Source organism: Lujinxingia litoralis (assembly GCF_003260125.1).
In the GTDB taxonomy this organism is placed as follows: domain Bacteria; phylum Myxococcota_A; class Bradymonadia; order Bradymonadales; family Bradymonadaceae; genus Lujinxingia; species Lujinxingia litoralis.
Genome location: NZ_QHKO01000002.1, coordinates 386,162 through 408,957, shown reverse-complemented (window position 1 = coordinate 408,957; position 22,796 = coordinate 386,162). Strand labels below are relative to the sequence as shown.

15 protein-coding genes and 1 pseudogene are annotated in these 22,796 nt (G+C 63.5%); 13 read left to right on the top strand and 3 right to left on the bottom strand.

The annotated features are described in order from the left end of the window. Positions 1–5 precede the first annotated feature (5 nt). From DL240_RS06320 to udk, 9 genes and pseudogenes are all read left to right on the top strand, one after another. Complete coding sequence (locus DL240_RS06320; RefSeq protein WP_111729024.1) at positions 6–713, top strand: hypothetical protein; 708 nt, start codon at positions 6–8, stop codon at positions 711–713. A 14-nt stretch (positions 714–727) separates the two neighbouring features. Next, a complete protein-coding gene (gene eno / locus DL240_RS06315; protein ID WP_111729023.1) occupies positions 728–2,011 on the top strand; it encodes a phosphopyruvate hydratase in 1,284 nt (427 codons plus the stop codon). A gap of 282 nt (positions 2,012–2,293) precedes the next feature. Next, positions 2,294–3,428, top strand: a protein-coding gene (gene prfB, locus DL240_RS06310; RefSeq protein ID WP_111729022.1) for a peptide chain release factor 2 whose coding sequence is annotated in 2 segments (ribosomal slippage) — positions 2,294–2,353 and positions 2,355–3,428 — 1,134 coding nt in all. Because the reading frame shifts where the segments join, the coding sequence is not laid out codon by codon here. A gap of 128 nt (positions 3,429–3,556) precedes the next feature. Further along, entirely contained in the window at positions 3,557–5,092 is a 1,536-nt protein-coding gene (locus DL240_RS06305; protein ID WP_158542393.1) for an FtsX-like permease family protein, read from the top strand. After that, positions 5,085–5,765: pseudogene (locus DL240_RS06300) on the top strand (ABC transporter ATP-binding protein); the annotation flags it as partial. The gene DL240_RS06305 and the pseudogene DL240_RS06300, both read left to right, overlap by 8 nt. 209 nt (positions 5,766–5,974) lie before the next feature. Next, positions 5,975–8,458, top strand: coding sequence for an outer membrane protein assembly factor BamA (bamA, locus tag DL240_RS06295; RefSeq protein ID WP_111729019.1), 2,484 nt, complete (start codon positions 5,975–5,977; stop codon positions 8,456–8,458). A 68-nt stretch (positions 8,459–8,526) separates the two neighbouring features. Then, positions 8,527–9,075 carry an OmpH/Skp family outer membrane protein gene (locus tag DL240_RS06290; protein WP_158542392.1) on the top strand — a complete coding sequence of 183 codons (549 nt, stop codon included), beginning with the start codon at positions 8,527–8,529 and terminating at the stop codon, positions 9,073–9,075. Between the two features lie 81 nt (positions 9,076–9,156). Next, positions 9,157–11,136, top strand: coding sequence for a hypothetical protein (locus DL240_RS06285; RefSeq protein WP_111729017.1), 1,980 nt, complete (start codon positions 9,157–9,159; stop codon positions 11,134–11,136). 53 nt (positions 11,137–11,189) lie between these two features. Beyond that, positions 11,190–11,843, top strand: a complete 654-nt coding sequence (udk, locus tag DL240_RS06280; protein WP_111729016.1) for a uridine kinase — start codon at positions 11,190–11,192, stop codon at positions 11,841–11,843. A gap of 27 nt (positions 11,844–11,870) precedes the next feature. On the opposite strand, the gene DL240_RS06275 is transcribed toward udk, so the two are convergent. Continuing rightward, complete coding sequence (locus DL240_RS06275; protein ID WP_158542391.1) at positions 11,871–13,247, bottom strand: serine/threonine-protein kinase; 1,377 nt, start codon at positions 13,245–13,247, stop codon at positions 11,871–11,873. Between the two features lie 106 nt (positions 13,248–13,353). On the opposite strand from DL240_RS06275, the gene DL240_RS06270 reads away from it, so the two are divergent. Beyond that, complete coding sequence (locus tag DL240_RS06270; RefSeq protein WP_158542390.1) at positions 13,354–15,120, top strand: N-6 DNA methylase; 1,767 nt, start codon at positions 13,354–13,356, stop codon at positions 15,118–15,120. Here DL240_RS06270 and DL240_RS19580 read toward each other — a convergent pair. Next, on the bottom strand, positions 15,117–15,308 hold the full coding sequence (locus tag DL240_RS19580; protein WP_146618139.1) for a hypothetical protein: 192 nt from the start codon (positions 15,306–15,308) through the stop codon (positions 15,117–15,119). The genes DL240_RS06270 and DL240_RS19580 overlap by 4 nt on opposite strands. A 22-nt stretch (positions 15,309–15,330) precedes the next feature. Further along, positions 15,331–17,085 (bottom strand): asparagine synthase-related protein, encoded by a 1,755-nt coding sequence (locus DL240_RS06265; RefSeq protein ID WP_158542389.1) that lies wholly within the window; start codon positions 17,083–17,085, stop codon positions 15,331–15,333. A gap of 68 nt (positions 17,086–17,153) precedes the next feature. Between DL240_RS06265 and DL240_RS06260 the strand changes: the two genes are divergently transcribed. From DL240_RS06260 to smc, 3 genes are all read left to right on the top strand, one after another. Then, a complete protein-coding gene (locus DL240_RS06260; RefSeq protein ID WP_111729013.1) occupies positions 17,154–17,348 on the top strand; it encodes a hypothetical protein in 195 nt (64 codons plus the stop codon). A 125-nt stretch (positions 17,349–17,473) separates the two neighbouring features. Continuing rightward, on the top strand, positions 17,474–18,826 hold the full coding sequence (locus DL240_RS06255; RefSeq protein ID WP_111729012.1) for a cytochrome P450: 1,353 nt from the start codon (positions 17,474–17,476) through the stop codon (positions 18,824–18,826). 151 nt (positions 18,827–18,977) lie between these two features. After that, complete coding sequence (gene smc, locus DL240_RS06250; protein WP_111729011.1) at positions 18,978–22,667, top strand: chromosome segregation protein SMC; 3,690 nt, start codon at positions 18,978–18,980, stop codon at positions 22,665–22,667. Positions 22,668–22,796: the final 129 nt, after the last annotated feature.

Genomic DNA, 22,796 nt, shown 5'->3' with positions numbered 1-22,796 from the left:
TGGGCGTGAATCATGAGCGGATCGAGATGTTAGAACGCCAGGTCTTGCGGGCGCTCTTTGCAGAGCCGCCCGTCGAGAGTTCGTCGGTGGCCGTGGACGTCTTTGGCGATGAGCCTCGCCAGCCGGTGCGTTATTTTGTCTATGCCGATGTGCTGGCGGAGTTGGTCAAGGGCGCGCGCTACCGCTCGGAGCGGGCGGTGGCCGTGCTTCTGGGACAGTTCGCGCTCGATGAGCAGGGGGCCTTCGTTGAGATCACCGGATTCGAAGATTTCCAGTACCTCTGGGACGATGCGCAACCGGGCGAGGTGCTGGAGCGCGCGGTCATGGAGCAGCTTTCCCTGCTAAGTCGGCAGGGGGATTCGCCGGTGCCACGCCAACATGTGGTGGGGCTCTTCTGGTCGGAGCCTCAGAGCGAGGGGCGTCTGGGGGAAGATGCCGCCCGGGCGCATCTGACCTACTTCAATCTGCCTTTTCAGGCGGCCCTGGTGTGCGACGGGCAGGGCGCACAGGTGGGGCTCTATGCCCGGGGGCCTCGCCAGAAGTTTTTTAACGCGGCCTTTCACCTGGTGCGCTCCCGCCGGCCGGAGTCTGTGCCCGCCGGCGCGGAGTCCGCACCCGGTAAGTCGCGTGAATCACACCTTAGACAACACTCCGAAGAACAACGCGGCGAGGGGGCTTTAGAGCCCGATATGCCCGATCTTATTGATGCCTGATAGGGAGGCGTACGATGACTGAAATTGTAGATGTGGTGGCCCGTGAGATACTCGACAGCCGTGGCAATCCGACGGTGGAGTGCGATGTCTACCTGGAGAGCGGGGCGAGGGGGCGTGCGGCGGTACCCAGCGGCGCGTCGACCGGGGAGCACGAGGCCATTGAGCTGCGCGATGGTGACAGCGAGCGTTACCTGGGCAAGGGCGTAGAGCAGGCGGTTCAGAATATTGAAGATGAGATCGCTCCGGAACTCATCGGCGAGGACAGCGCCAATCAGCGTCGGTTGGATGATATTCTCATCGGGCTGGATGGTACCGAAAACAAGAGTCGTCTGGGTGCCAACGCGCTGCTCGCGGTGAGTATGGCCTCGGCCTACGCTGCCGCCGAAGAGCTGGGGCTGCCGCTCTACCGCTACATCGGTGGGCTCAGTGCCACGGTGATGCCGGTGCCGATGATGAACATCATCAACGGCGGGTCCCACGCCGATAACAGCGTCGACATCCAGGAGTTTATGGTGATGCCGGTGGGAGCCGGTTCCATCAAGGAAGCGGTTCGCTGTGGTGCGGAGATCTTCCACGCGCTCAAGAGCGTGCTCAAGTCTCAGGGCTACTCGACTTCGGTGGGCGATGAGGGTGGGTTTGCCCCCAATCTCAAGAGCAATCGGGAGGCCCTCGACCAGATCATGAGCGCGATCGAGAAGGCCGGGTACAAGGCCGGCGAAGATGTGGTGCTCGCGCTGGACTGCGCGGCCAGCGAGTTCTTTGATAAAGCCTCCAAGACCTACAAGCTCGCCGGTGAAGGTCGGGAGCTGGATGTGGCGAAGATGATCGACTTCTACGAGGAGCTGGTCAGCGCCTATCCGATTGCCAGCATCGAAGACGGCCTCGATGAAAACGACTGGGAAGGCTGGAAGCAGCTCACCGACCGCCTGGGCAATAAGGTACAGCTGGTGGGCGACGATCTCTTCGTGACCAACGCCCGGACGCTGGCCCGTGGCATTGAGCAGGGCGTGGGGAACTCGATTCTGATCAAGGTCAACCAGATTGGCACCCTCAGCGAGACGCTGGATGCCGTGGAGCTGGCGCACCGCAATCGCTACACGGCGGTGATCAGCCACCGCTCCGGGGAGACCGAAGATACAACGATTGCCCACCTGGCGGTGGCCACGGCCAGCGGCCAGATTAAGACCGGTAGCCTCTCGCGCTCCGACAGGGTGGCGAAGTACAACGAGCTTATCCGCATTGAGGAAGAGCTTGGTGCGACGGCCAGCTACCCCGGCGCGTCGATCTTCGGCAAGTAATCGTCGGGCGGGCTCCCTTTTGTTGGGGCCCGGGAACACCTCGATAAGCGTCGCCTCTCGCTCGGAGAGGCGGCGCTTGTTGTGTTTAAGAGGGATGATTGGCGTCTGCTCCGCTGTTGATGTCTGGCAGCAGGGGCATCGTTGAGAGAGCGCCCGATTGACAGTCACAGAGCCCGCGCGCTACAACCGCCCGACCTGCCGCGGCGGCCAAATTTAAGGTCGCGCGGCATCTTCAAACCCCAATTTTCGCGCGCTGAGCGCGCTCTGTATGGAGGTCATGCCATGACCCGCGAAGAGATCCGCACTGCCATCTCCGATCTTCGTCAACGGTTGGTCGAGCTCGGGAGGTATCTTTGACCTGGCTCAAAAGAGAGCCAGAGTTGAAGAGCTTGATGCCATAAGCCAGGACCCGGAGTTCTGGAACGACGGCGACCGCGCCCAGGCCACGATGAAGGAGCGCGGGGAGCTGATGGATCTGATCGAGCGTTTTGAGGGCCAGCTCGAGGGTCTGGATGAGGCCGAACTCTACCTGGAGCTCGATGCCGAGGCCGAGGGCGACCCGCAGGTCATTGCAGATGCATCGGAGCTGATCGAGGGCGTAGAGCGCGAGGTTCAGACGCTGGAAACCCGGCGGATGCTCGGCGGTGAGCACGATGATCTTAACGCCATCGTGTCGATCAACGCCGGTGCCGGCGGGACCGAGAGCCAGGACTGGGCCTCGATCCTGTTGCGAATGTACCTGCGCTACTGCGAGCAAAAGGGCTGGAAGGTGGAGATCGCTGACCAGCAATTTGGCGACGAGGCCGGTATCAAGAGTGCCGACCTGCGCGTGGAAGGCTCCTTTGCCTTCGGGCACCTTAAGGCCGAATCCGGGGTGCATCGTCTGGTGCGTATCAGTCCTTTTGATAGCGCCAAACGTCGTCATACCAGCTTTGCGGCGGTGTCAGTGGCGCCGGAGATCGATGACGATATCGAGATCGAGATCAACGATAGCGATCTGCGCGTCGACACGTATCGCGCTTCCGGTGCCGGTGGTCAGCACGTTAACCGGACCGACTCCGCGGTGCGCTTTACCCACATTCCCACCGGGATCGTGGTGGCCTGCCAGAATGAGCGCTCGCAGCACAAGAACCGCGCCACGGCGATGAAGATGTTGCGCGCCAAACTCTACGAGCGGGAGATGCAGGAGCGCCGCGAGAAAGCCGACGCGGAGCACGCCGATCAGAAGGATGTGGCCTTTGGTAGCCAGATTCGATCGTATGTGCTGCATCCTTATAAGCAGATCAAAGACCTGCGCACCGGATATACCGAGGGCAATGTCGACAAGGTGCTCGACGGAGGTCTCGATCCCTTTGTGGAGGCCTACCTGCTCAAGGCCGGTGGTCAGGCTGAAGATGTCGAAGACGCCGAGGTCTAAGAGCCTTGCCGGCGGCGGGAATCAACTCGCCGCCGGTGGCGGCTTGAGCCGCCCGGTGTGCTCACCTGCAAGTTGCCCGAAATGGGAAGCTGATGTCCTATGAGAGCTTCGTCGGCCGTCGATATCTGATGGCTAAACAGCGCAGCCGCGTCGTCTCGATCATTACTCTGATCGCGGTCAGTGGCGTGGCGCTGGGGGTCACCGCGCTGATCGTGGTGCTCAGTGTGATGGGCGGCTTTAAGGCCGACCTCACCGGTAAAATTCTGGGCGCCAAGGCGCATGTCGTGATTCAGGCGCCGGATTACGGGCCCCTGGCCGACGCGGCCGCCGTGGCGGACAGCGCGTTGGAGGTGGAGGGCGTCCTCGGAGCCTCCCCCTTCATTGAGAGCGAGGTGATGGTGTCCTCGCCCACCAATCTCAGCGGTGTCATCCTGCGCGGTGTTGACATCGAGCGGGTGGGCACGGTCACCGAACTCCTGGAGGGGTTGGAGCAGGGGAAACTTGAGTATCTTCGCGACGACTCCGCGATGATGCGCGAGCTGGAGGCTGAGCGAAGTGCCGAGCTCGATATCCTGCTGGACCGTCTGGATAAAGAGAATCGGGAGCTGCGCGAGGCGATCGATGCCCGGCGAGGGGAGTCCGAAGGCCAGGAGGACCTGTTTTTGGAGCCCGGTGACGAGCCGGTGCCCTTGATCGACCTGGATGATCCGATGGCGGAAGGGGCCGAGCCGATGCCGGCCGGCGAGGAAGGCTTTATGCCGCCGCTCTTTGATGATTCCGGGGCTCAGGGATGGGACCTTCCCGCGCTGCCGGGCGAAGAGGGCGATGGCGAGTCGATGCCGCCGGTGTTCGACGCGGCCTTTGATGATCCTTCGCGGGTTCCCGGGCTGATCATTGGCACGGAGCTGGCGACCTCGTTGCAGGTTCGTCTGGGCGATGAGGTCAACGTGGTCACGCCTCGTGGCGAAATCGGGCCGTCAGGGCCGATTCCACGCAGCCGGCCCTTTCGGATCGTGGGCATCTTCTACAGTGGGATGTACGAATACGACGCCAACGCCGCGTTTACCGCGCTGCCGGATGCCGCGCGCCTGCTTGATTTTGAGGGGGCCACCGGCGTGGAGTTGCGAACTGCCGATGTGGACCTCTCGGTGGAGAGCGCCGACCGGCTGCGCGAGCGATTCTCCCCGGAGCTGCGAGTGCTCGACTGGCAGGAGATGAACAGCAGCCTTTTCTTTGCGCTGAAGCTCGAAAAGATCGCCATGTTTGTGGTGCTGATCTTTATCATCCTGGTCGCGAGCTTCTCGATTGTGGCCATGCTGATCATGATCGTGATTGAGAAGGCCCGCGAGATCGCCATTCTCAAGTCGATGGGGGCCAGCGATGGCGGGGTGATGCGGATCTTCATGTACCAGGGGGTGGTGATTGGCGCCGTCGGAGCGGCGGCCGGGTTGGGGCTGGGGCTGTTGATCTGTTACCTGCTGGAGACCGTCGGGCTGCCGCTGGATTCGGAGGTGTATTACATCTCAACGCTGCCCGTGGCGGTGAACCGCTGGGAGGTCAGCGCGGTGGTGGTCAGCACGATCGTCATCAGCTTTCTGGCAACACTTTATCCATCGTACCAGGCGGCGAAGATGCGGCCGGTAGAGGGGCTTCGCTATGACTGACACGACCGGAACTCCGTTGATCGAGCTGGAGAAGATCTCCAGGCGTTTTGAGCACCGCGGCCAGGAGTTGGCGGTGCTGCGCGACCTGAACTTCCGTATCTTTGCCGGCGACCAGGTGGCCATCATGGGGCCGAGTGGGGCCGGCAAGAGCACGCTTCTGCAACTGCTGGGCACGCTGGATGCGCCGACCGACGGAACGATGCGCTTTGATGGCGAGGATATCTTCGCGCGCAGCTCGTCCGGACTGGCACGTTTTCGCAATGACCAGGTGGGATTTGTCTTCCAGTTTCATCATCTTCTGCCCGAGTTTACGGCTCTGGAGAACGTGATGATGCCCGGGTTAATCGGGCGCATGCGAAAGAGCGTGGCCGAGGAGCGGGCGATGGAGCTCCTGGAGAAGGTCGGGCTCAAGGAGCGGGTCCATCACCAGCCCGGAGAACTCTCCGGCGGGGAGCAGCAGCGGGTGGCGATTGCACGCGCGCTCTTCAAAAAGCCGCGGCTTCTGCTGGCCGATGAGCCCACCGGGAACCTTGACCTTAAGACCGGTGCCGGGATACACGCCGTGTTGCGTGAGCTCAATCAGAGCACCGGGGTGACCGTGGTGGTGGTGACGCACGACCCGAATCTGGCTGAGACGATGCCCATTCGGGTGCTGGTCGACCAGGGGCAGCTCATCCCGCAGATTCCGGGCGATGCGCGTCTGGAAGGGCGGCTTCCCGAGGAGCTGCTTCACCGCGAGCCTCGCGACCCCCGCCAGATGGCTGTTGCTGCGGAAGAGGCCGCCGGTGCCGACGGAGTCGCTACCACCTATGATGCTCATGACTCCCCCTCTGCTTAAGCGCGTTGGCGCCCCACTTCGGAACGCTCTCAGGAACAGATGTGATGGTTGATGGAAAGCTACGGGCGGCAACGCTGTTAGGCGCGCTGGTGATTGCGCTGGCCGCGCCCGGCGCGCTTTACGCCCAGGGGATGCCCCGGCTTGAGCGCCCCGATATTTTGGAGGCGGCGCCTGCCGCGCCGCGGCAGACCGCCGAGCTCCCCCGGGGGCAGGCCGGCGCCGAAGGGCAGGAGGTTGTCGAGGTGCGAACCTCGGGCAACCGTCGGGTGGAGACGGCCACGATTCTGGACCGGGCCCAGGTGCGCGCGGGTATGGCGCTCTCCCGGGAGCAGATCAGCAAGGATATCCAGCGAATCTTCAGCCTGGGGTACTTCGACGACGTCAAGGTCGACGCGACCCAGGGTGAAGAGGGCCTGGTGGTGACCTTTATCGTCGAGGAGAAGCCGGCCATCGACGAGGTGCGCTACCGGGGCAATGATGCGGTGAACACCGACGATATCGAAGAAGTCGTGGACCTGCAGCGCTTCTCGATCGTCAACTTTGCCGATGTCAGCCGCAGCGCGGCGGCCATCCAGGAGCTCTACCGCGAGAAGGGACACTTCCTGGCCGAGGTCGATTACGAGATCACCAGCCCGCCGGGGCGAGAGGATCTGGCGATCGTGACCTTCGAGATCCGCGAGCATGCCAAGGTGCGTGTGAAGCGGGTGACGCTGCTGGGCAACGAGGCCATCGACGATGCCGAACTCAAGAACATCATGGCCACGCGCGAGGGGCACTGGCTCTCGTTTCTGACGCGATTTGGCAACTTCCGGGAGCAGGATTTCCAGGAAGATCTGCAGCGCCTGATGCTCTACTACTACCATCAGGGCTACCTGGCGGTGAAGATCGGGGAGCCGACCATCCGCCTCTCGGCTGATAAGCGCGACCTCTACCTGACGGTGCGCATCGAAGAGGGGCCGCGCCACTATGTCGAGTCGGTGGGGGTTCAGGGCGACCTGATCACCGATGCCGACACCCTCACGGAGATGGTGGGGCTGGATGCCGGTGATGTGCTGGCCTATGGCGAGATGCAGATGGGCATGCAGCGCATCAAGCGTCTGTATGAAGATGCCGGCTACGCCAACGCCCGGGTGGTTCCGTTGACCCCGTCCTCCGGAGAGGACGCTTCCCGGGTCAATCTGATGCTCAACATCACCCGGGGCCCGATGGTTTCCATCGGTCGCATTGAGGTGGTGGGTAACGTCAAGACCCGCGATCTGGTGGTGCGGCGCGAGATGGTGCTGGGAGAGGGGGACCTCTACTCGGCCACGGCGCTGGAGGAGTCACGACAGCGTATTGAGCGTCTGGGCTACTTCGAGCAGGTTACGGTGACCAGTCAGGCGACCTCGTCACCGGAGGTTGTGGACCTGCGGGTGGAGATCAAGGAGCGCCCCACCGGGACCTTCCAGGTGGGGGCGGGCCTCTCCAGTCAGGAGAGCTTCATTTTCCAGGGGCAGGTCTCTCAGGAGAACCTCTTCGGGCGTGGGCAATCGCTGGCGTTGAGTGTGCAGGCGTCGGGGATTCGCCGACTCTTTAATCTGCGCTTCTCGGAGCCCTGGTTGATGGGGAGTCGCTGGCAGTTTGCCATCGATCTCTACAACTTCGATTACCTCTATCAGGACTTCTCGCGCGTCTCGACGGGGGGGAACCTGACCTTTGGGTATCCGCTGGGCGAGCTGCTCGGATTGGATATTGGCGACTCGTTGACGACGGCGCTTACCTACAAGCTCGAAGACGTCGAAGTTGCCCCCGGCGGGTATTCGGGCACCAACGTGCAGCCGGCCTCGCCGCTCTTTACCGGCGGGCTGACCAGCAGCGTGCGCCTGGCGGCGTATCTGGACACCCGGGATAACCGCATCTTCCCGACCCGGGGGATGTACCACTCGGCCAAGGTTGAGATTGCCGACGGGACACTGACGGCCAGTGAGAACGAGTTCGTGAAGTACGATGTCGATGCTCGCTTTTACATGCCGCTCTTCTGGAACTTTGTGCTCCGGCTCAATGGTAATCTCGGGTATGTGGCGAGTACGTCGGCGGAGCGTCCGGTGCCGATTTTTGAGCGCTACTTTGCTGGTGGTCCCGATACGATTCGCGGCTTCGATCGCTACACGCTCGGTCCGATGCGGCGAGTGCCCTCGTCGAGCGGTGACCCGTCGGGTGCGCTCTCGGAGTTTCACTACGGCGGGAACAAGCGCCTGGTGCTGACGGCAGAAGTGGAGTTCCCGATCTTTGAGGCCATGCGCGTCAACGGGGTGGTCTTTGCCGATGTGGGGAATGCATTCGATGACGGGACGCCTTTCACCCTGAAGCTCGACCTCTTCAGCGACGAATCGCTTGAGTATGCCGATGCGCTGCGGACGTCCGTGGGCCTGGGAGTGCGTTGGTTCAGTCCCATCGGCCCGCTGCGCTTTGAGTGGGGTGTGCCCCTGCAGCCGCTTTCCGGCGAACGCAACGTGGTCTTTGATTTTAGTATTCAAAACGCATTTTGAGTCGGGGGTGACGTCTATCCATTGAAGACCTGATGGAGATGTGACCCACCATGACCCGAGGAGATGGAATGAAGGTTCAACAGTCCAACACGATGAGCCGTCTGGCGGTAGCACTGCTGATGGCGATGGCGGTGATCTTCGGCGGGCTCGCTACCGCGAGTGCGCAGGATGTGAAGATCGGCTACGTCGATATGCAGGAAGCGCTCAATTCGATCGAAGAGGGCAAGCGCGTTAAGGCTCGGTTGGAGCGGGAGTTTGCGCAGCGTCAGGAGCGCCTCGATGCCAAGCAAAACGAGGTGATGCAGATGCGCCAGGAGCTGGAGCAGCAGGCGATGATGCTCTCGGAGGATGCCCGTCGCGAGCGCGTGACGACATTGCAGACGCGAATGCAGGAGCTTCAGGAACTGTACCTGCAACTTCAGAGCGAGCTGGCTCAACAGGAGGCCGAGGCCACCAAGAGCATCTTTGACCGGATGCGCGGCATCATCGCGACGATGGCCCGTGAACAGGGCTACACGCTGATTCTGGAGCGCACCGAGTCGTCGGTGCTTTACGCCGCCGACGGGATGAACCTGACCACCGAGCTGGTGCGCCGCTACAACGCCGCGCGCAACTAAGACGACGTTCTTGTCCAAACGAAGCTCGAGATACAACGAGGCCGGCCTGAACCCAGGCCGGCCTTTGCCATGAGAGAGACGATGCGATCACGCCTTTACCTGCTGTTGATTCCTGGCCTGGCTCTCGCGGTCGGAGGCTGTGACATCGAGGGTAAGGTGCGCTCGCTCCTGGGGCAGAGCGAAGACGAGCGGGTGATCCCGGCCGAAGAGCGGCAGCAGCGCGCGGAGCTTCGGGAGGCAGAGCCCAACGACACCGCCGACCAGGCCACGCCACTGGCACTGGGCTCCCAGATGCGTCCGCTTCATGCGAGCCTGGAGCCCGAGGGCGATACTGACTGGTATGTGCTCGAGGCGCCCGGGGAAGAAGACTGGGTGGTTGACATTCGCGTGGTGCCTGAGACGCCCGGGCTGGACCTGGGGGTGTATCTCGATGTGGGAGGGGAGGAGGAGCATCCGCCGCTACTCTACAAAGTGGCCGAGGCCGGTGAGCCGGAGGAGGTTCCGATGATTTCGGTGCCTGCCGAGGGAGGGCGACGCTTCTTTGTGACGGGGATGGGTAAGGGCAGCGGGAACTATCGTGTGGAACTAAGTCGCCGTATTAGCGCGGGCGCCGTGGAGCGAGAGCCCAACGACTTTCCTCGTTTGGCGTCGCCGCTGGCGGTCCCTGGCGAGGTTCAGGGGGTCTACGATCGTCCTGACGATCGGGACATCTATTTTGTGAAGCCCGAGGCGTTGGATCCCTCGCGGGTTTACAGTCTGGAGATCAGTGCGATTCCGGAGCTGGAGCAGACTTTGCGGGTGTACGGTTCTCCCGACTTTGGGGCAGCGCTGCTGCAGCTTACGGTGTCTTCGGAGCGTCCGGCGTTGATTCCGAATATCGCGTTGTCGGGTGGGGCGCAGGGGCTGTGGTTTGTGCTGACCTCTGGGGAGGCGTACGACCGGGAGCGCGGTTATCGCCTGCGGGTGATCGAGCACCCGCCGGAGCCGGAGTTTAAGATCGAGCGTGAGCCTAACGATATTGCCGCCAGCGCTCAGATCATTGCGTTTGACGATGTGCTGCGGGCGTATCTGCACGCGCCGGGCGATGTGGATCGCTACCGTTTTGAGGTGGCGGCCCCCGAGGTTGAGATCGCTCCCTCGCTGTTGGAGGGGCGTCTGGAAGACGAGGCGGAGCGTGAGGAGCGTGCCGACGCTGAGCCGGGCGGGGTTGATCCCTGGGCCGGGGTGCCGGAGAAAGAGGCGCCCGAGCATGTGGCGCAGCTCACGGTGCGTCCGCTGGGAGAGCATCACCGCCTGGCGTTGAGGTGGCTCCCTCAGGAGGGCAGCACGCAGGCGGCGTTGTCTCTGGAGGCCGGTGAGGTCGACGATGAGCTTACCGTGTGTAACCAGGTGCTCGGTCCGGGAAGCTACGATGTGGAGGTGCGCTCGGTGGAGTCGAATTTCAATCTGGTCAACCGGGGGTATGACTACGAACTCCGGCTGCGCAACGTGGCCAGTACCCCGGGGCTGGAGGTCGAACCTAACGATGAGGCCAGTCAGGCCGACCGTCTGGTCGCTACGGCGTCGCGGGTGGGCTTTATTGCCAGCGAGGGAGACGTGGATGTCTATGCCTTCGTGGTTGGCCCGCAAGAAGAGGAGGCTCGCGTGGAGCCCGTTGAGGTTGAGGCCACGGAAGGAGAGGTGAGCGAGCCTGGTGAGCGGGCGCCGCAGCCCGGAGGTCAGATTCGCGACGCGGAGGTCGAGCAGGTGGAGGCCGCCACCGAGCCGGGTGCGATCCCGGCCGCGGATCCCGGGGCTGCGGCGCCGACCGCCGGTGGGTTGGCGGGCTGGCAGCCTCCGGAGACGGCGCCGGTGCGAGTGCGTCTTAAGGGGAACCGGCTCAATCTAGGATTTGAGCTTCTCGACGATGAGCGGGCGCGTGTGGCGCGGGTTAATCGGGCCGGACCCGGTGCAGATGAAGAGTTGACGATTGACTTGCCTCATGGCCTCTACTATCTCGCCGTCAGCGCGAGCGGGGGCTCAGCCTGTGAGCCCTACGAAGTTACGGTGGAGAAGCCTTAAGGCGCTCGCGCCTCCACCTTCTTTGATGCGGGAAGCGGCCAGCGAGGTAAGGCGTGAGCAACACCAATCCAATTTTAGTCGGAATCGCCGGGGGTACCGGTTCGGGAAAGACCACGGTGGTGCGCCGTATCCTGGAGGCCTTCGATGAGGATGTGATCTGCCTCGATATGGACTCGTACTATCGAGATCTGAGCGAGATGCCGATCGAGGAGCGTCGCAAGTTCAACTTCGATCATCCCGATGCGTTCGACACCGAGCTCTTCATCGAGCATCTGCAGCTGCTCTCGGAGGGGCAGGCGGTCAATAAGCCGGTGTACAGCTTTGCCGAGTCGGTGCGGACCGCCGAAGTCGTCGAGGTGAAGCCGGCGCCGATCGTGATCGTCGAGGGGATCCTGGTGCTTGCTGATGAGCGGGTGCGCGACCTTCTGGAGGTGAAGATCTTTGTGGATGCCGATGACGACATCCGCTTCATCCGTCGTCTGGAGCGCGATGTGGCGGAGCGCGGGCGCACGCTGGAATCGGTGATCTCGCAGTATCAGCGCACCGTGCGCCCGATGCATTACAGCTTTGTCGAGCCGAGCAAGCGCTACGCCGATGTGATCATCCCGCGTGGCGGTAAAAATGAGATCGCCATCAACATGGTGGTGGCCGATATCACGTCGCGTCTGACGCACTTTAAGGTGAGCAATCAGCTCGACCTGATTTGAAAGGGAGACTTCCTCTGGAGCTGCCGATCAGATCGGCAGCTGGAGGATGCCCAGCGCGCTCAGGACCACCAGCGCGATGAGTATGAGCATAAGGGCCAGCATCAGCGCGATTTTCGGGCTGGAGCTGGCCTTTTTCATGTTCTGGTAAGGGGACACCAGCAGCTGCGAGCCGCTGGCGTCGGGGGTGGTCTCGTCGGTCCAGCTCCAGGTCTCGTCTGGGGGTGAGGCGAGCTCGGGAGGGCGCGGAGAGGCGCTGGCGGGGGCTGGTTCGGGAGAGGGGGGATCAGGGGATGCAGTCGGCGTGGGGTGAGCTTTGCGCCGAGTAAGTACGATCACCTCGTCTCGGGGCGCCGGGGGCTCGAGCACGGTGATGATCGAAGAGCCCGCCGAGGCTTCGGAGGGAGCGATGGCCGGCGGGGGCTCGGCCTCGCGCTTGCGCAAGGCATCAAAAGGCACGGCGTCCGCGGGGCTGGGAGAGGGGGGAGTGTTTTCGGATGTCGGGCGCTCAAAGAAGCCCAGGGCTCGCTGCTCAAGTCCCGGGTCGGCCAGGGCTTCGAGAAGCTCCCCGGCGTTTTTGAAGCGATGATCGCGATCTTTTTCCAGGGCGCGGCGGACCACCGACTCCAGACGCGTATTTCGAAGCGCCGCGTTGGTGAAGGAGGGCAGGGGTTCGAAGAGGTGGGCGCGCATGACCTTGACCGGGTTAGGGTCTTGAAAGGGAGGGTGCCCGTTGATCATTTCGTAAAGGATGATACCCAGTGCGTAGATGTCGGTCTGAGGATCGACCTGGTCGCCGGCGGCCTGTTCGGGCGACATGTAGGGCGGTGTGCCCACCGTGGAGCCGCTCAGTGTGAGCGGACGCTGGCCGGTGTCGGCGTGGGGGTCGAGATTGCCCTGGGCCATCTTGGCGATGCCAAAGTCCAGAACTTTGACGAAGTCGGGATCGTCGCCGATCTGAATGAGGAAGATGTTTTCCGGTTTGAGATCGCGGTGGACGATGCCCTGTTCGTGCGCTTCCTGGAGGCTGTAGAGGGTCTGGCGAGCGATGTGCAGAATCTGGCTGAGTTTGAGGTGTTGCGAGGTATGAAGGCGGTCGGCCAGATCCTGCCCGCGCAGGAGTTCCATGACGATGAAGAAAAGATCGTCTTGCTGGCCGTAGTCGTGCACGGTGATGGTATTGGGGTGTTGTAGGCGGCTGGCCAGGCGAGCCTCGCGACGAAAGCGTTCCACAACATCATCGACCGAGGCGAAGCGTGGCGGCAGAATTTTGATGGCGACGTCGCGATCGACATTGAGCTGGCGAGCGCGGTAGACCATGCCGAAGCCGCCCTCGCCGATGGCTTCGGTGAGTTCGTAGCGGTCGGCCAGTCGGGTGCCGGCGCTCAATGTGGAATGGGTCGTCATAGCCCTGGCGAAGCAAAAGGAGATGTCGGGTCCGGGAGGTGCCGGGCGCGACGAAGTTGCAAATTGTGCAGAAAGTGGTCCCCTCGGAAGCATAGGAAAGGGAAGAGTGTCGAGGCAAGGAGGAGCCCTGAATCCGGCAAAAAAAGTCGCCTCCACGCGTACGGAACCGGGCGGCGATGAGTTGTGGCAAGCGCTGGCCCGCGCCGTCATGTGGGAGGCCGCAGTTTGCGGGATGCCGACTCCGGAGATCGTGCGTCGTCTGGAGCAGGTGGTGGAGGGGGCTTCTGTGGAGAGGCTTCGTCAGGCGATCTTGACCTGCGAGGCGTCGGGGCTCGCTGGCAAGGTGGAGGCCGATGGCGAGCGCTGGGATGCGTTGCTGGGCGACGCGGAGCGACGCGCGTTTGGGGTGCATTTTACCCCGGCCCACGTTGCCGATCGTCTGGTCAGCCTGCTCGATGACGGCGAGGAGTCGGCGGTGGCAGAGGCGGGGCTCGTGGTCGACCCGGCCTGTGGCGCCGGGGCGCTCTTGCTGGCGGCCGGGCGCAGGTGGCCCGGGCGGGCGTTGGTCGGTGTGGAGCGTGAGGAGGGACTGGCGTTGGCCTGCGGGCTTCGTCTGCTTGCCGCACAGCGGCGTGGCGAGGCCGGGGATGTCCGGGTGATCGTCGGCGATGGGCTCGATCGTCTGGAGGATGATACGGAGGGGCGGGCCGGTGTTGTGGTGATGAATCCGCCCTATGTGCCGGAGAAGGGCAACGGGGCTTTTCTGGCCGGGGTGCTGGCGGACCATCCGCGTTTCGAGTGTGTCCGAGGCGCGAGGGTAGATTTGCTCTATTACTTTCTGGCCCGTTCGGTGGAGCTCTTGTCGGATGGGGGGCAGGCGGCCTGGCTGACCCCTCCGCACTGGCTTGGGGCGGACGGAGCCGACGCGTTGCGCGCCTACCTCCTGGATGAGGGCGCCATGGAGCGCTTTGCCTGGTTGAAGGCCGGTGACGTCTTCGATGCCGCGCCCGGGACCGAGGTATTGCTCGCGAGTTTTCGTAAGGGTTCGGCGCGACGTGAGGCGATGTGGGGGGGCTCGGTCTCGGCAGGAGAGTTTCGCTGGACGGCGGTCGCTCCCGGCAGTCTAGGCTCGGGGCGGTGGCGCCCCCGCGTGGATCAGGGCGGTTTGGACTGGGGACGTCGGGTGCGTCGGGAGGGGCGTCCGTTGGGGGAGCTGGTACGTGACTTCCAGGGCGTGGTCAGTGGAGCCGACCGCGTGACCCGGCGGCATGTTGCGCACTTTGGCGGCGTGGAGGAGGGCTGGGAGGTTGGAACGCCGATCTTTTTGAGCGAGGAAGCCGAGCCACCGGCGGGGTGGGCGGTGTTGGGAGGGTATGTGCGCCCATTGTTGCGTTCCGGAAGGTTAGAAGCGTCGCGGGTTTATCGAGGGGAGGAGGTGCACGGGTGGATGCTCTATCTTTGCGAGGAGCTTCCCCAGGAGCACCTGGAGGCTGTGGAAGAGGTGCTGGGACCGTATCGACCGATCCTGGAAAGGCGTCGAGAAGTCGTGCAGGGGAAGATGCCCTGGTATCGACTGCACTGGCCGCGTGATCGGGCAGCGATGGCCGCGCCCAAACTTGTGGTGCCGCGTCGCGCCCCGCGACCTTGCTTTGCGTTGGATCTCTCCGGCGCTATCGTTTCCAGCGACTGTACCATCCTCCTGGCACCGCCCGACATCGAAGACGCCGAGGGCTATCTTTGCGCGCTGATGAAGGCACTCAACAGCGCGCATACTGAGCGTTACCTGGGGACCTTTGGGAAGCGAAAGGGAGCGTTGCTGGAGTTTTACAGTTCTCCGTTGCGTGAACTCCCGGTGCGCTTTGAGTGGCCTTAGCCCGGGTAGGGCATGTCCAGGTCGACCCCGCCAGTGATATCGACCCCCTTGGAGGTAGCGCCGCGAATCAGCGCGCGGATTGGGCCGAGCCGCTCCAGTCTCGGGGGCTGGTAGCCGGGCTCTGGCGAGCGGCGGCGGTCGCGATCTTCTGGAGTGCGGGGATGACGAGGGGGTTGGCGAGTAACCATAGGAACCTCCACCAGTGAAGCATCAGGGGGCGCCAGGGGGCGACGAACGCTGGCGAGAATGTAGCCAGAGCTCGGCGGCCACGGCGCGCCAGATCTCCCAGGAGCCGCGCCAGAGCCGCGAGGGCTGTGACAGGTAGTCGGCCAGGGCATGTTGAAAGCAAGGCCCATCAATGACTCGGAGTTCAGCGAGCTGCGCGCCGGCAAACAGACGCAGCGCGCGGCGGGTTTCGCGCTCGGCCAGCCCGCGCTCCACGAGCGCGTCGAAGCTGCCGAGTTTTTTGCGTGTGCGCACCGCTTCGGGCAACACCCCCTGGGTGAGGCGCCGAAGGGGGGCTTTTTGTCGTCCCCCCTCGATGAGTTCCTCAGGGGTTAGGGTTAAAGCTAAGTCCCAGATACGAGCATCAAGGTAAGGGGTACGCACTTGCAGGCGTGCGCGTCGGGCGATGCGCGCCAGGCTGCGCATAATGAGCTCCCAGGCCCAGGAGTTGAGGCGGGCCGCGCGGTAGAGCGCGAAGCGATGCATCGGTGAGAGCAGCGCGGCGCGTGCCGGGCCGGCGGCGCCGGGAAGCCAGGCCGGGCCGGGAGCCGGGAGCGCGCGGAGGCGTTCGCGCCAGGGGCGAAGCCCCAGGCGCTCAATCAGCGCGCCCCGCGCCGGGGCCAGGGTGGTGCGGGCTCCCAGAGCGCGCCCGGCGGCCAGGAGTTCGCGCCAGGCGCCCCGGTCCCACTGGTGGATTAACCAGAGGCCGGGGGGCATCCACAGCGCGTCGTCGGCGCCGTGGCCGGTGTAAAGGACGGAGGGGGTTTGGTCCGCGCAATGGGCCTGGAGCTGGTTTAGAGCAGCGGGAAACCAGGCCAGATCCGGATGAGCGTGGGGGCCCCAGCCGGCCAGGCGTTCGTGTTCGGCCGGGGAGCGGAGGGGCCAGCGCGCATCCACGCCGCAGTGTTCCCAGTGGGTGCCCAACGCGCGGGTGAGCGTGTCGGCGGTGGCGAGCTCGGCCGGGGCGTCGCGCAGGGTGACGGTGAAGGCGCAGCAGCGCCGTGGGTCGGGGCTGCTGGCCAGAAGGGTCGCCGAGTCGAGCCCTCCGCTCAGGGCGAGCCAGGCGCCGGGGGAGGTGAGTCCCGAGGTGCCAAGACGCAGGCGGGCGCCGATCTGGGCCAGGCGCTCGTGGTAGGGGGCGAGCTGGTGGCGTGTGGGAAGCGTGGGAGACCACCAGCGTCGCACCCAGTGCAGGCGCTCCTCGTCGGCGAGAGCCAGCTCGCCGGGGCGAAGGCGCTCCACGCCCCGGATGAAGTCGGCCCGGGAGGTGGAGCGACCGCCGGCCAGGAAGTCGGTCAGGCGCTCGGGATTGATGCCGGCACTGCCGGCGGCCCGGACCACAAGCTCCGGATCGGTGGTGGCTAGCAGGGCATGGCCGCTGAGGAGTTGCCAGGGGATGCGTCCAAAGCGGTCCCGCCAGAACCAGCGCCGGGGGGAGCCCGGGCGCCAGGCAACCCCGGAGTGCACGCCCTCAACCGCAGCGATCGCCCCGCTGAGAGCGTCATCCGGGCATGCTAGCAACGCGCCCCAGTCGGCCTGCAGTGCGCAGGGCTCTCCGATGATCAGGGCATGCCAGGGGCCCCGGTCCATCACTTGATGGCCCCAGCTCGGACCGGGGCGCACCCAGATGCCCTCGGTCAACTCTTGGACGTCCGTCGGCAGAAATGGGGCGCATCTCTGCCCCAGATATAACTCCCCCATGATGGGCTCCTGAAGGGCGATGGTGTGTCTAGCTTTCAAAGATAGTCTCGTTAAAGACGTCTTCATCCGCGCGAGTGCTAAGAAGGTCTCGCGCAAAGGGAGCTACTATGCAGGGGGAGCAAAGCGAGCCACAGATGGCGTCGCTGGCCTTGATGATCTTCTTGATCGGAGCACTGACGCTGGCGTTATGGCCGGCCGCCGCACCTGCCAGCGCTACGCTTCGGGCCACCCAGAACGCGGAGACGGCAGAAGCCGCCGCTTCACGCAACGTGTGGGCCGATCTGGCGCACGGCCGGCGTTAGAGCGCCGGCAAAGAACAGGGGCCTTGACCACAGCGCTCGATGTGCCAACCTTGAGCCATCTTTAAACCATCTTGAGGTTGTGCAGGCTTTCGCTGCGTTGGCGGCGAAGGCAGCGGAGCGCCAGCATGTCTATGCCTTCTACCACGTCATGTTCGCGGCGATCGCCGGGCCCCCGGGGCCTGGCGATTGCGCCGACGTTAGTTGATTTTGTCCGCGGCCCCATTCCGATGCTCCGCGGCCTGCAGCGGCGCTATGGCGAGGCCGTACGTTTTCGTTTCGCGGGAAGTGCGTTCTGGCTTTTCAGCGATCCGGCGCTTATCGAAGAGGTGATGCTGCGCAAGGCCGAGTGCTTCATCAAAGATGAACTCACTCATGAGCTGGATGAGCTGCTCGGTCAGGGCCTTCTTACCAGTGAGGGGGAGCTCTGGCGTCATCAACGCCGGCTCGCCGCACCGACGCTCAAACGCCGCCATATTCAGGGGTACGCCGATGCGATGGTGGGCTTTACCCGTGCCATGATCGCGAGGTGGGGAGAACGGGTCGACCTGGATTTCCACCGCGAAAGCATGGAGCTGACGCTGCGCATCGTCGTGAAGACCCTCTTTAATCTGGAGATGGATCACGAAATAGAGCGCATTGACCGAGCTTTCGGGGATGCGATGGACGCCTTTCACCAGCGCGCGCATACGCCCTGGCGCTTTGTGATGGACTATGTCGATCCGCCACTGACGTCGCTGAATAAGAGCGCGGTGCGCACCCTCAACGAGGTTATCGGCGCGTTGATCCGTGAACGTCAGCAGGAGAAAGAGCAGGGCGATGACCTCTTGTGGCGACTGATTGTGGCCCGCGACGAAGAGGGCCGGGCCATGGACGATCAGCAGCTCCGCGATGAGGCGCTCACGATCTTTCTCGCGGGCCACGAGACCACGGCGTTGGCCATTACCTACGCGCTCTACCTGCTGGCCAATCACCCCGGCGCGCAGCAGCGGGTTCATGACGAACTCGATGCATTCGGCGATGAATTCGGCTCCGACGCGGTGGCAAGACTTCCCTATCTGAAGGCTGTGGCCAACGAGGCTCTGCGCCTCTATCCGCCGGCCTGGATCGTCGGACGCGAAGCCGCCAGAGACGTTCAAATAGGTCCCTGGAAGCTGAAGAAGGGAGAGCAGGTGGTGGCCTCCCCGCTGATGATGCATCGGCACCCGGCCTACTTCGAGGAGCCAGATCGCTTCGTGCCTTCACGCTGGGCCGGAGATCTCGAAAAACGATTGCCGCGTTTTGTGTACTTCCCCTTTGGCGGGGGGCCACGAATCTGCATCGGCAATCACTTTGCGATGATGGAGCTGGTGTTAGTGCTGGCCGTAATTCTGCGCGCGTACCGCGTGGAGGATTTGAGTGAAACTCGCCAGCGGCTCGCCCCTTCGGTCACGCTTCGACCAAAGGGGGAAGTGCCGTTGAGGTTTGTGAGGAGGGGTTAAGTGGTTGTGCTGGAAAGGGAATTTTGGGGTTTGGCTGGGGTGAATGCGGTGGTTGAATACGGAGCCGGGTTAGGGTTAACGTGCGCCCCCTCTGACGGGCTCACCGGGAGCGCGTGGAGATTGGTCGACACCCTGGGGTTGAGCCACCGGCATGAAGCTACGTCGAATTGAGATTGTGGGGTTTAAGTCGTTTCGCGATCGGGTCACCGTTGATATCAGCGACGGGATGACCTGCATTGTAGGGCCAAACGGCTGTGGCAAGAGTAATGTGGTGGATGCCATCAAGTGGGCTATGGGCGATATGTCGCCGAAGAGTCTACGCGGCGACTCGATGCAAGATGTGATTTTTGCCGGCACCGAGAAACATCGTCCCGGGGGGATGGCTGAGGTCACGCTGGTGTTTGAGAACACCGCGCGCGTGCGACAGCTCGCCGAAGATGAGGAGCATCAGGAAGGTGAGGCTCCGCTGGACGAGCTGAGCCTCACGGGACCGGAGGCGGAGCCTGAAGATGCTGAGGGGTTGCCACTTCAGGGGGCCCTGGTCGTTGACGACCCGGTAGATGCCGAGAAGGCGCCCGAGGTTGCGCCAGGCTGGAACTCCGGTGACGGACTGCCACGAGAGCTGCGCCATGTGGCCGAGATCGCGATCACCCGTCGCCTGCATCGGTCCGGCGAGAGTGAGTACCTGATCAACAAGATCTCCTGCCGCCTGATGGACATTCAGAACCTCCTGGCCGGGACCGGCGTAGGCAAGCAGGGCTACTCGATCATTGAGCAGGGGCAGATCGGCTTTATCGTCAACGCCAAGCCTCAACAGCGCCGTTTGATCATTGAAGAGGCCAGCGGGATTACCCGTTATAAAGGCCAGCGCGATCGGGCTGAGCGCAAACTGGAGCGCACCGAGCTCAACCTGCAGCGCACCCGGGATGTGCTCGACGAGATCACCAAGCAGCTGGGCGCTCTGGAGCGGCAGGCGAAAAAGGCCGAAGAGCACCAGCGCTTCAGTCAAGAGTTGCGCGCGTTGGAGATCGCGTTGCTGCTCGACAAGCGTCGCGAAGCCATGGGGCGAGCGACCGAGTCTCGTCGTCAACTCGGCGATGCCCGACGTAGCCAGCATCAGGCGAAAACGGATCTGGAGCAGGGCGAAGGTCTGCTGAGTACGGCCCGCGTCGATGCGCACCAGGCCGAGCGTCGTCACGCCGACTTGACCGAGTCTTTTTATAAGCTCGATACCCGGCTCAACCTGACGCGATCCCAGCTGGAACACTCTACGGAGGCGATCACGCGGGCCGAAGATCGCGCGCTGACGCTGGCCGATGAAAAGCGCAGTCAGGAAGAGCGTCGTGAGCATCTCAAGGTGGAGCTCCTGCGAGTTGAGGAGGAGCTTGAAACTTTTGTGATGCAGCCGGAGGACGATGACGATGCGGTGCAGCGCGTGCAGCAGGAGTTGGAGGCGCTTCGAGAGCGTCGTGATCAGCTTCAGGCCGAACGCGACAGCGCTCAGCGAGAGTTGTCGGAGAGTCGGAGCGATTCCGGGCGCGTCAGTGATCGTTTGCAGTGGGTGGAAGCTCAGCTCGGTGAGATGGATGCCCGGGCTGCCACCACCGGTGAGAATCTGGAAGCGGCTCGCGAGGATGTTGAAGACCTCAGCAGGGCTGTCAGCCGCCTGACCATGGATCATGAACGGGTGGCCGAAGAGGTTGAGCAGCTCAAGCGTCAGAGCGGGGATGCTCAGGAGCGTCAGGCCGAGGCCCGCGAGACCTTAAAAGAAGCCGAAGCCCACGCCCGTGATATTGCGGGGCGCCTGGCTGCCACACGCGCGCGGGTCGAGAGCCTGGAGGAGATGCGTGAGCGAGGCGAAGGCTATCAGGAGGGTGTGCGGCGAGTTGTGAGCTGGGCCAAGGAGCAGGGGCGCGATGATGTGCTCGGGCCGGCCGGCGACTTTCTGGCGGTGCCCGAAGGGCTGGAATCGGCGTACGCCGCCTACCTGGGCGATCGTATTGGCGACATCGTGGTGCGTGACCGTCAGGCAGCGCTTGATGCGTTGGCGATGTTGGCCAGCGAAGATGTGGGGCGCGTCGCCTGCTACATTCTTCCAGAGCCGACGCAGGACCCTCGTCAGGCCCTGGCGGGATGGCTGGAAGGTCTGGCGATTGTCGAAGAGCTGGCCGAGGTTCCGGCCTCCATCGACGATTCGAGGCATCGTGCGTGGGCGACCGCGCGAGGCGATATCATCTTCGCCGATGGTCGGGTGATCGGTGGGGGCGTTGGTGAACAGGCCGAAACTCTTCTGCGCCAGGCGCGTGACCTGGAAAGCGGCCGGGAGGCGCTGTCCGAGCTGAGCGTGGCGGACGAAGATGCTCAAGAAGAACTTGAGGTTGCTCAGGAAGACCTTGTGGTCGCCGAAGATGAGGTCGAGTCGGTACGCGAAGCGCTGCAGGATGCGGTTCATCGGGCACGTGGCTTGATGCAGGAGCGCGACAACGAAGAGCGCGAGCGTATGCGCGCGCTCAAGCGGGTCGAGGCTTTTGAGGGCGAGCTCAAAGAGCATCAGGAGCTGCGCACCGGTCTTAAGGCAGAGCTTGAGGTTCTTGGTGCCCGAGAGGTCGAACTCTCCGAGGCGTTGCCGGCGCTTGAGCAGGCGTTGAATGCATACGTGGCCACGCTCACTGAACTCAATGAGGCCATGGAGGCGCGCAACGCCGAACTCACCGATGAAAAAGTTCGCGTGGCGCAGGTTCGCGAACGCCGCCGCCATCTCGAAGAGAGTGCGCAGCGATTGCGTGGTGCCATCGGTCATGCCGAGGGGCAGATCGCGCGCTTTACCCGTGAAATCGAGGAGCAAGGCGAGCGGGCACGAGATGCGCGGATGCGCACGGAAGCTCTGACGACGGAGCTGGCGGAGGTGGAGCGCGATCACAAGGCGCACCGTGACGAAGTGAAGCAGGCTAAAGTAACACTTGAGGAAGTGGCGCAGGCGGTGCAGGCCCATGAACTCAAGGTGCGTGCGCTGCGTAAGAGTCTCGACGAAGCTCAAGCGTCACTTCAGGCCCTGGAGGTCGCCACCCGCGAAGCCGAGCTGGCCATGGAGCACATCGACGAGCAACTCGCCGAACGCTTCGAACTCACACTGGCTGAGGCTCAACCGCTGGTGCGGGAGATCGAACTGGGGCCCGAGGAGCGCAAGTCACGCGCGGAGTTTTTGCGCAAGCGCATCGAGCGCCTGGGGCCGGTCAACCCGCTGGCGATCGAGGAGTTTGCCGAGACTCAAGAACGCCATCGTTTCCAGGCCGAGCAACAGGCCGACCTGGAACGCTCGGTGGCTGACCTGCGTGATGTTATCGCGCGCATGGATGCCGAGAGTCGGAAGCGCTTTCGAGAGACCTTTGAAGCGGTCAATGCAAAGTTCCAAGAGGTCTTCCCTCGACTCTTCCGTGGTGGTCGAGCCAGTCTGATTTTGACGGACCCTTCGAATATGTTGGAGACGGGGGTCGATATCGAGGTTCAGCCGCCGGGTAAAAAGCTGCAGAACGTGACGCTGCTTTCGGGGGGGGAAAAGGCGCTGACGGCAGTGAGCTTGATCTTCTCGATTTTCTTGCTCAAGCCGACGCCTTTCTCGGTGCTGGATGAGGTTGACGCTCCTCTTGATGAGGCGAACGTGGGGCGTTTTGCCGAGATGGTGCGCGACCTCAGTGGGACCAGTCAGATGATCGTTATCACCCACAACCGTCGTACGATGGAGGCGCCTCAGATGCTCTACGGGGTCACGATGGAAGACGCCGGAGTCTCCAAGATCGTGTCGGTACGCCTCTCCGAGGTGGATGAGGAAATGGCCTCATGAGGGCGTGGCTTCGCCGCCGGGGCGGTTGACGTGCACGCGGAGAGCGGGGCAAAAGGGGCAGGCACGATCACGCGCGCCGGTACCCGAAGGAAGGCTCACCCGTCGGGGTGAGTCGTTGAGCCCGGCCAG

Excerpts from the sequence above, each read along its gene's own strand:
- eno (WP_111729023.1), top strand. The coding sequence starts at position 728 with ATGACTGAAATTGTAGATGTGGTGGCCCGTGAGATACTCGACAGCCGT.
- DL240_RS06305 (WP_158542393.1), top strand. The coding sequence starts at position 3,557 with ATGGCTAAACAGCGCAGCCGCGTCGTCTCGATCATTACTCTGATCGCG.
- bamA (WP_111729019.1), top strand. The coding sequence starts at position 5,975 with ATGGTTGATGGAAAGCTACGGGCGGCAACGCTGTTAGGCGCGCTGGTG.
- DL240_RS06290 (WP_158542392.1), top strand. The coding sequence starts at position 8,527 with ATGAAGGTTCAACAGTCCAACACGATGAGCCGTCTGGCGGTAGCACTG.
- DL240_RS06285 (WP_111729017.1), top strand. The coding sequence starts at position 9,157 with ATGCGATCACGCCTTTACCTGCTGTTGATTCCTGGCCTGGCTCTCGCG.
- DL240_RS06275 (WP_158542391.1), bottom strand. The coding sequence starts at position 13,247 with ATGACGACCCATTCCACATTGAGCGCCGGCACCCGACTGGCCGACCGC.
- DL240_RS19580 (WP_146618139.1), bottom strand. The coding sequence starts at position 15,308 with ATGGTTACTCGCCAACCCCCTCGTCATCCCCGCACTCCAGAAGATCGC.
- DL240_RS06260 (WP_111729013.1), top strand. The coding sequence starts at position 17,154 with ATGCAGGGGGAGCAAAGCGAGCCACAGATGGCGTCGCTGGCCTTGATG.
- DL240_RS06255 (WP_111729012.1), top strand. The coding sequence starts at position 17,474 with ATGTCTATGCCTTCTACCACGTCATGTTCGCGGCGATCGCCGGGCCCC.
- smc (WP_111729011.1), top strand. The coding sequence starts at position 18,978 with ATGAAGCTACGTCGAATTGAGATTGTGGGGTTTAAGTCGTTTCGCGAT.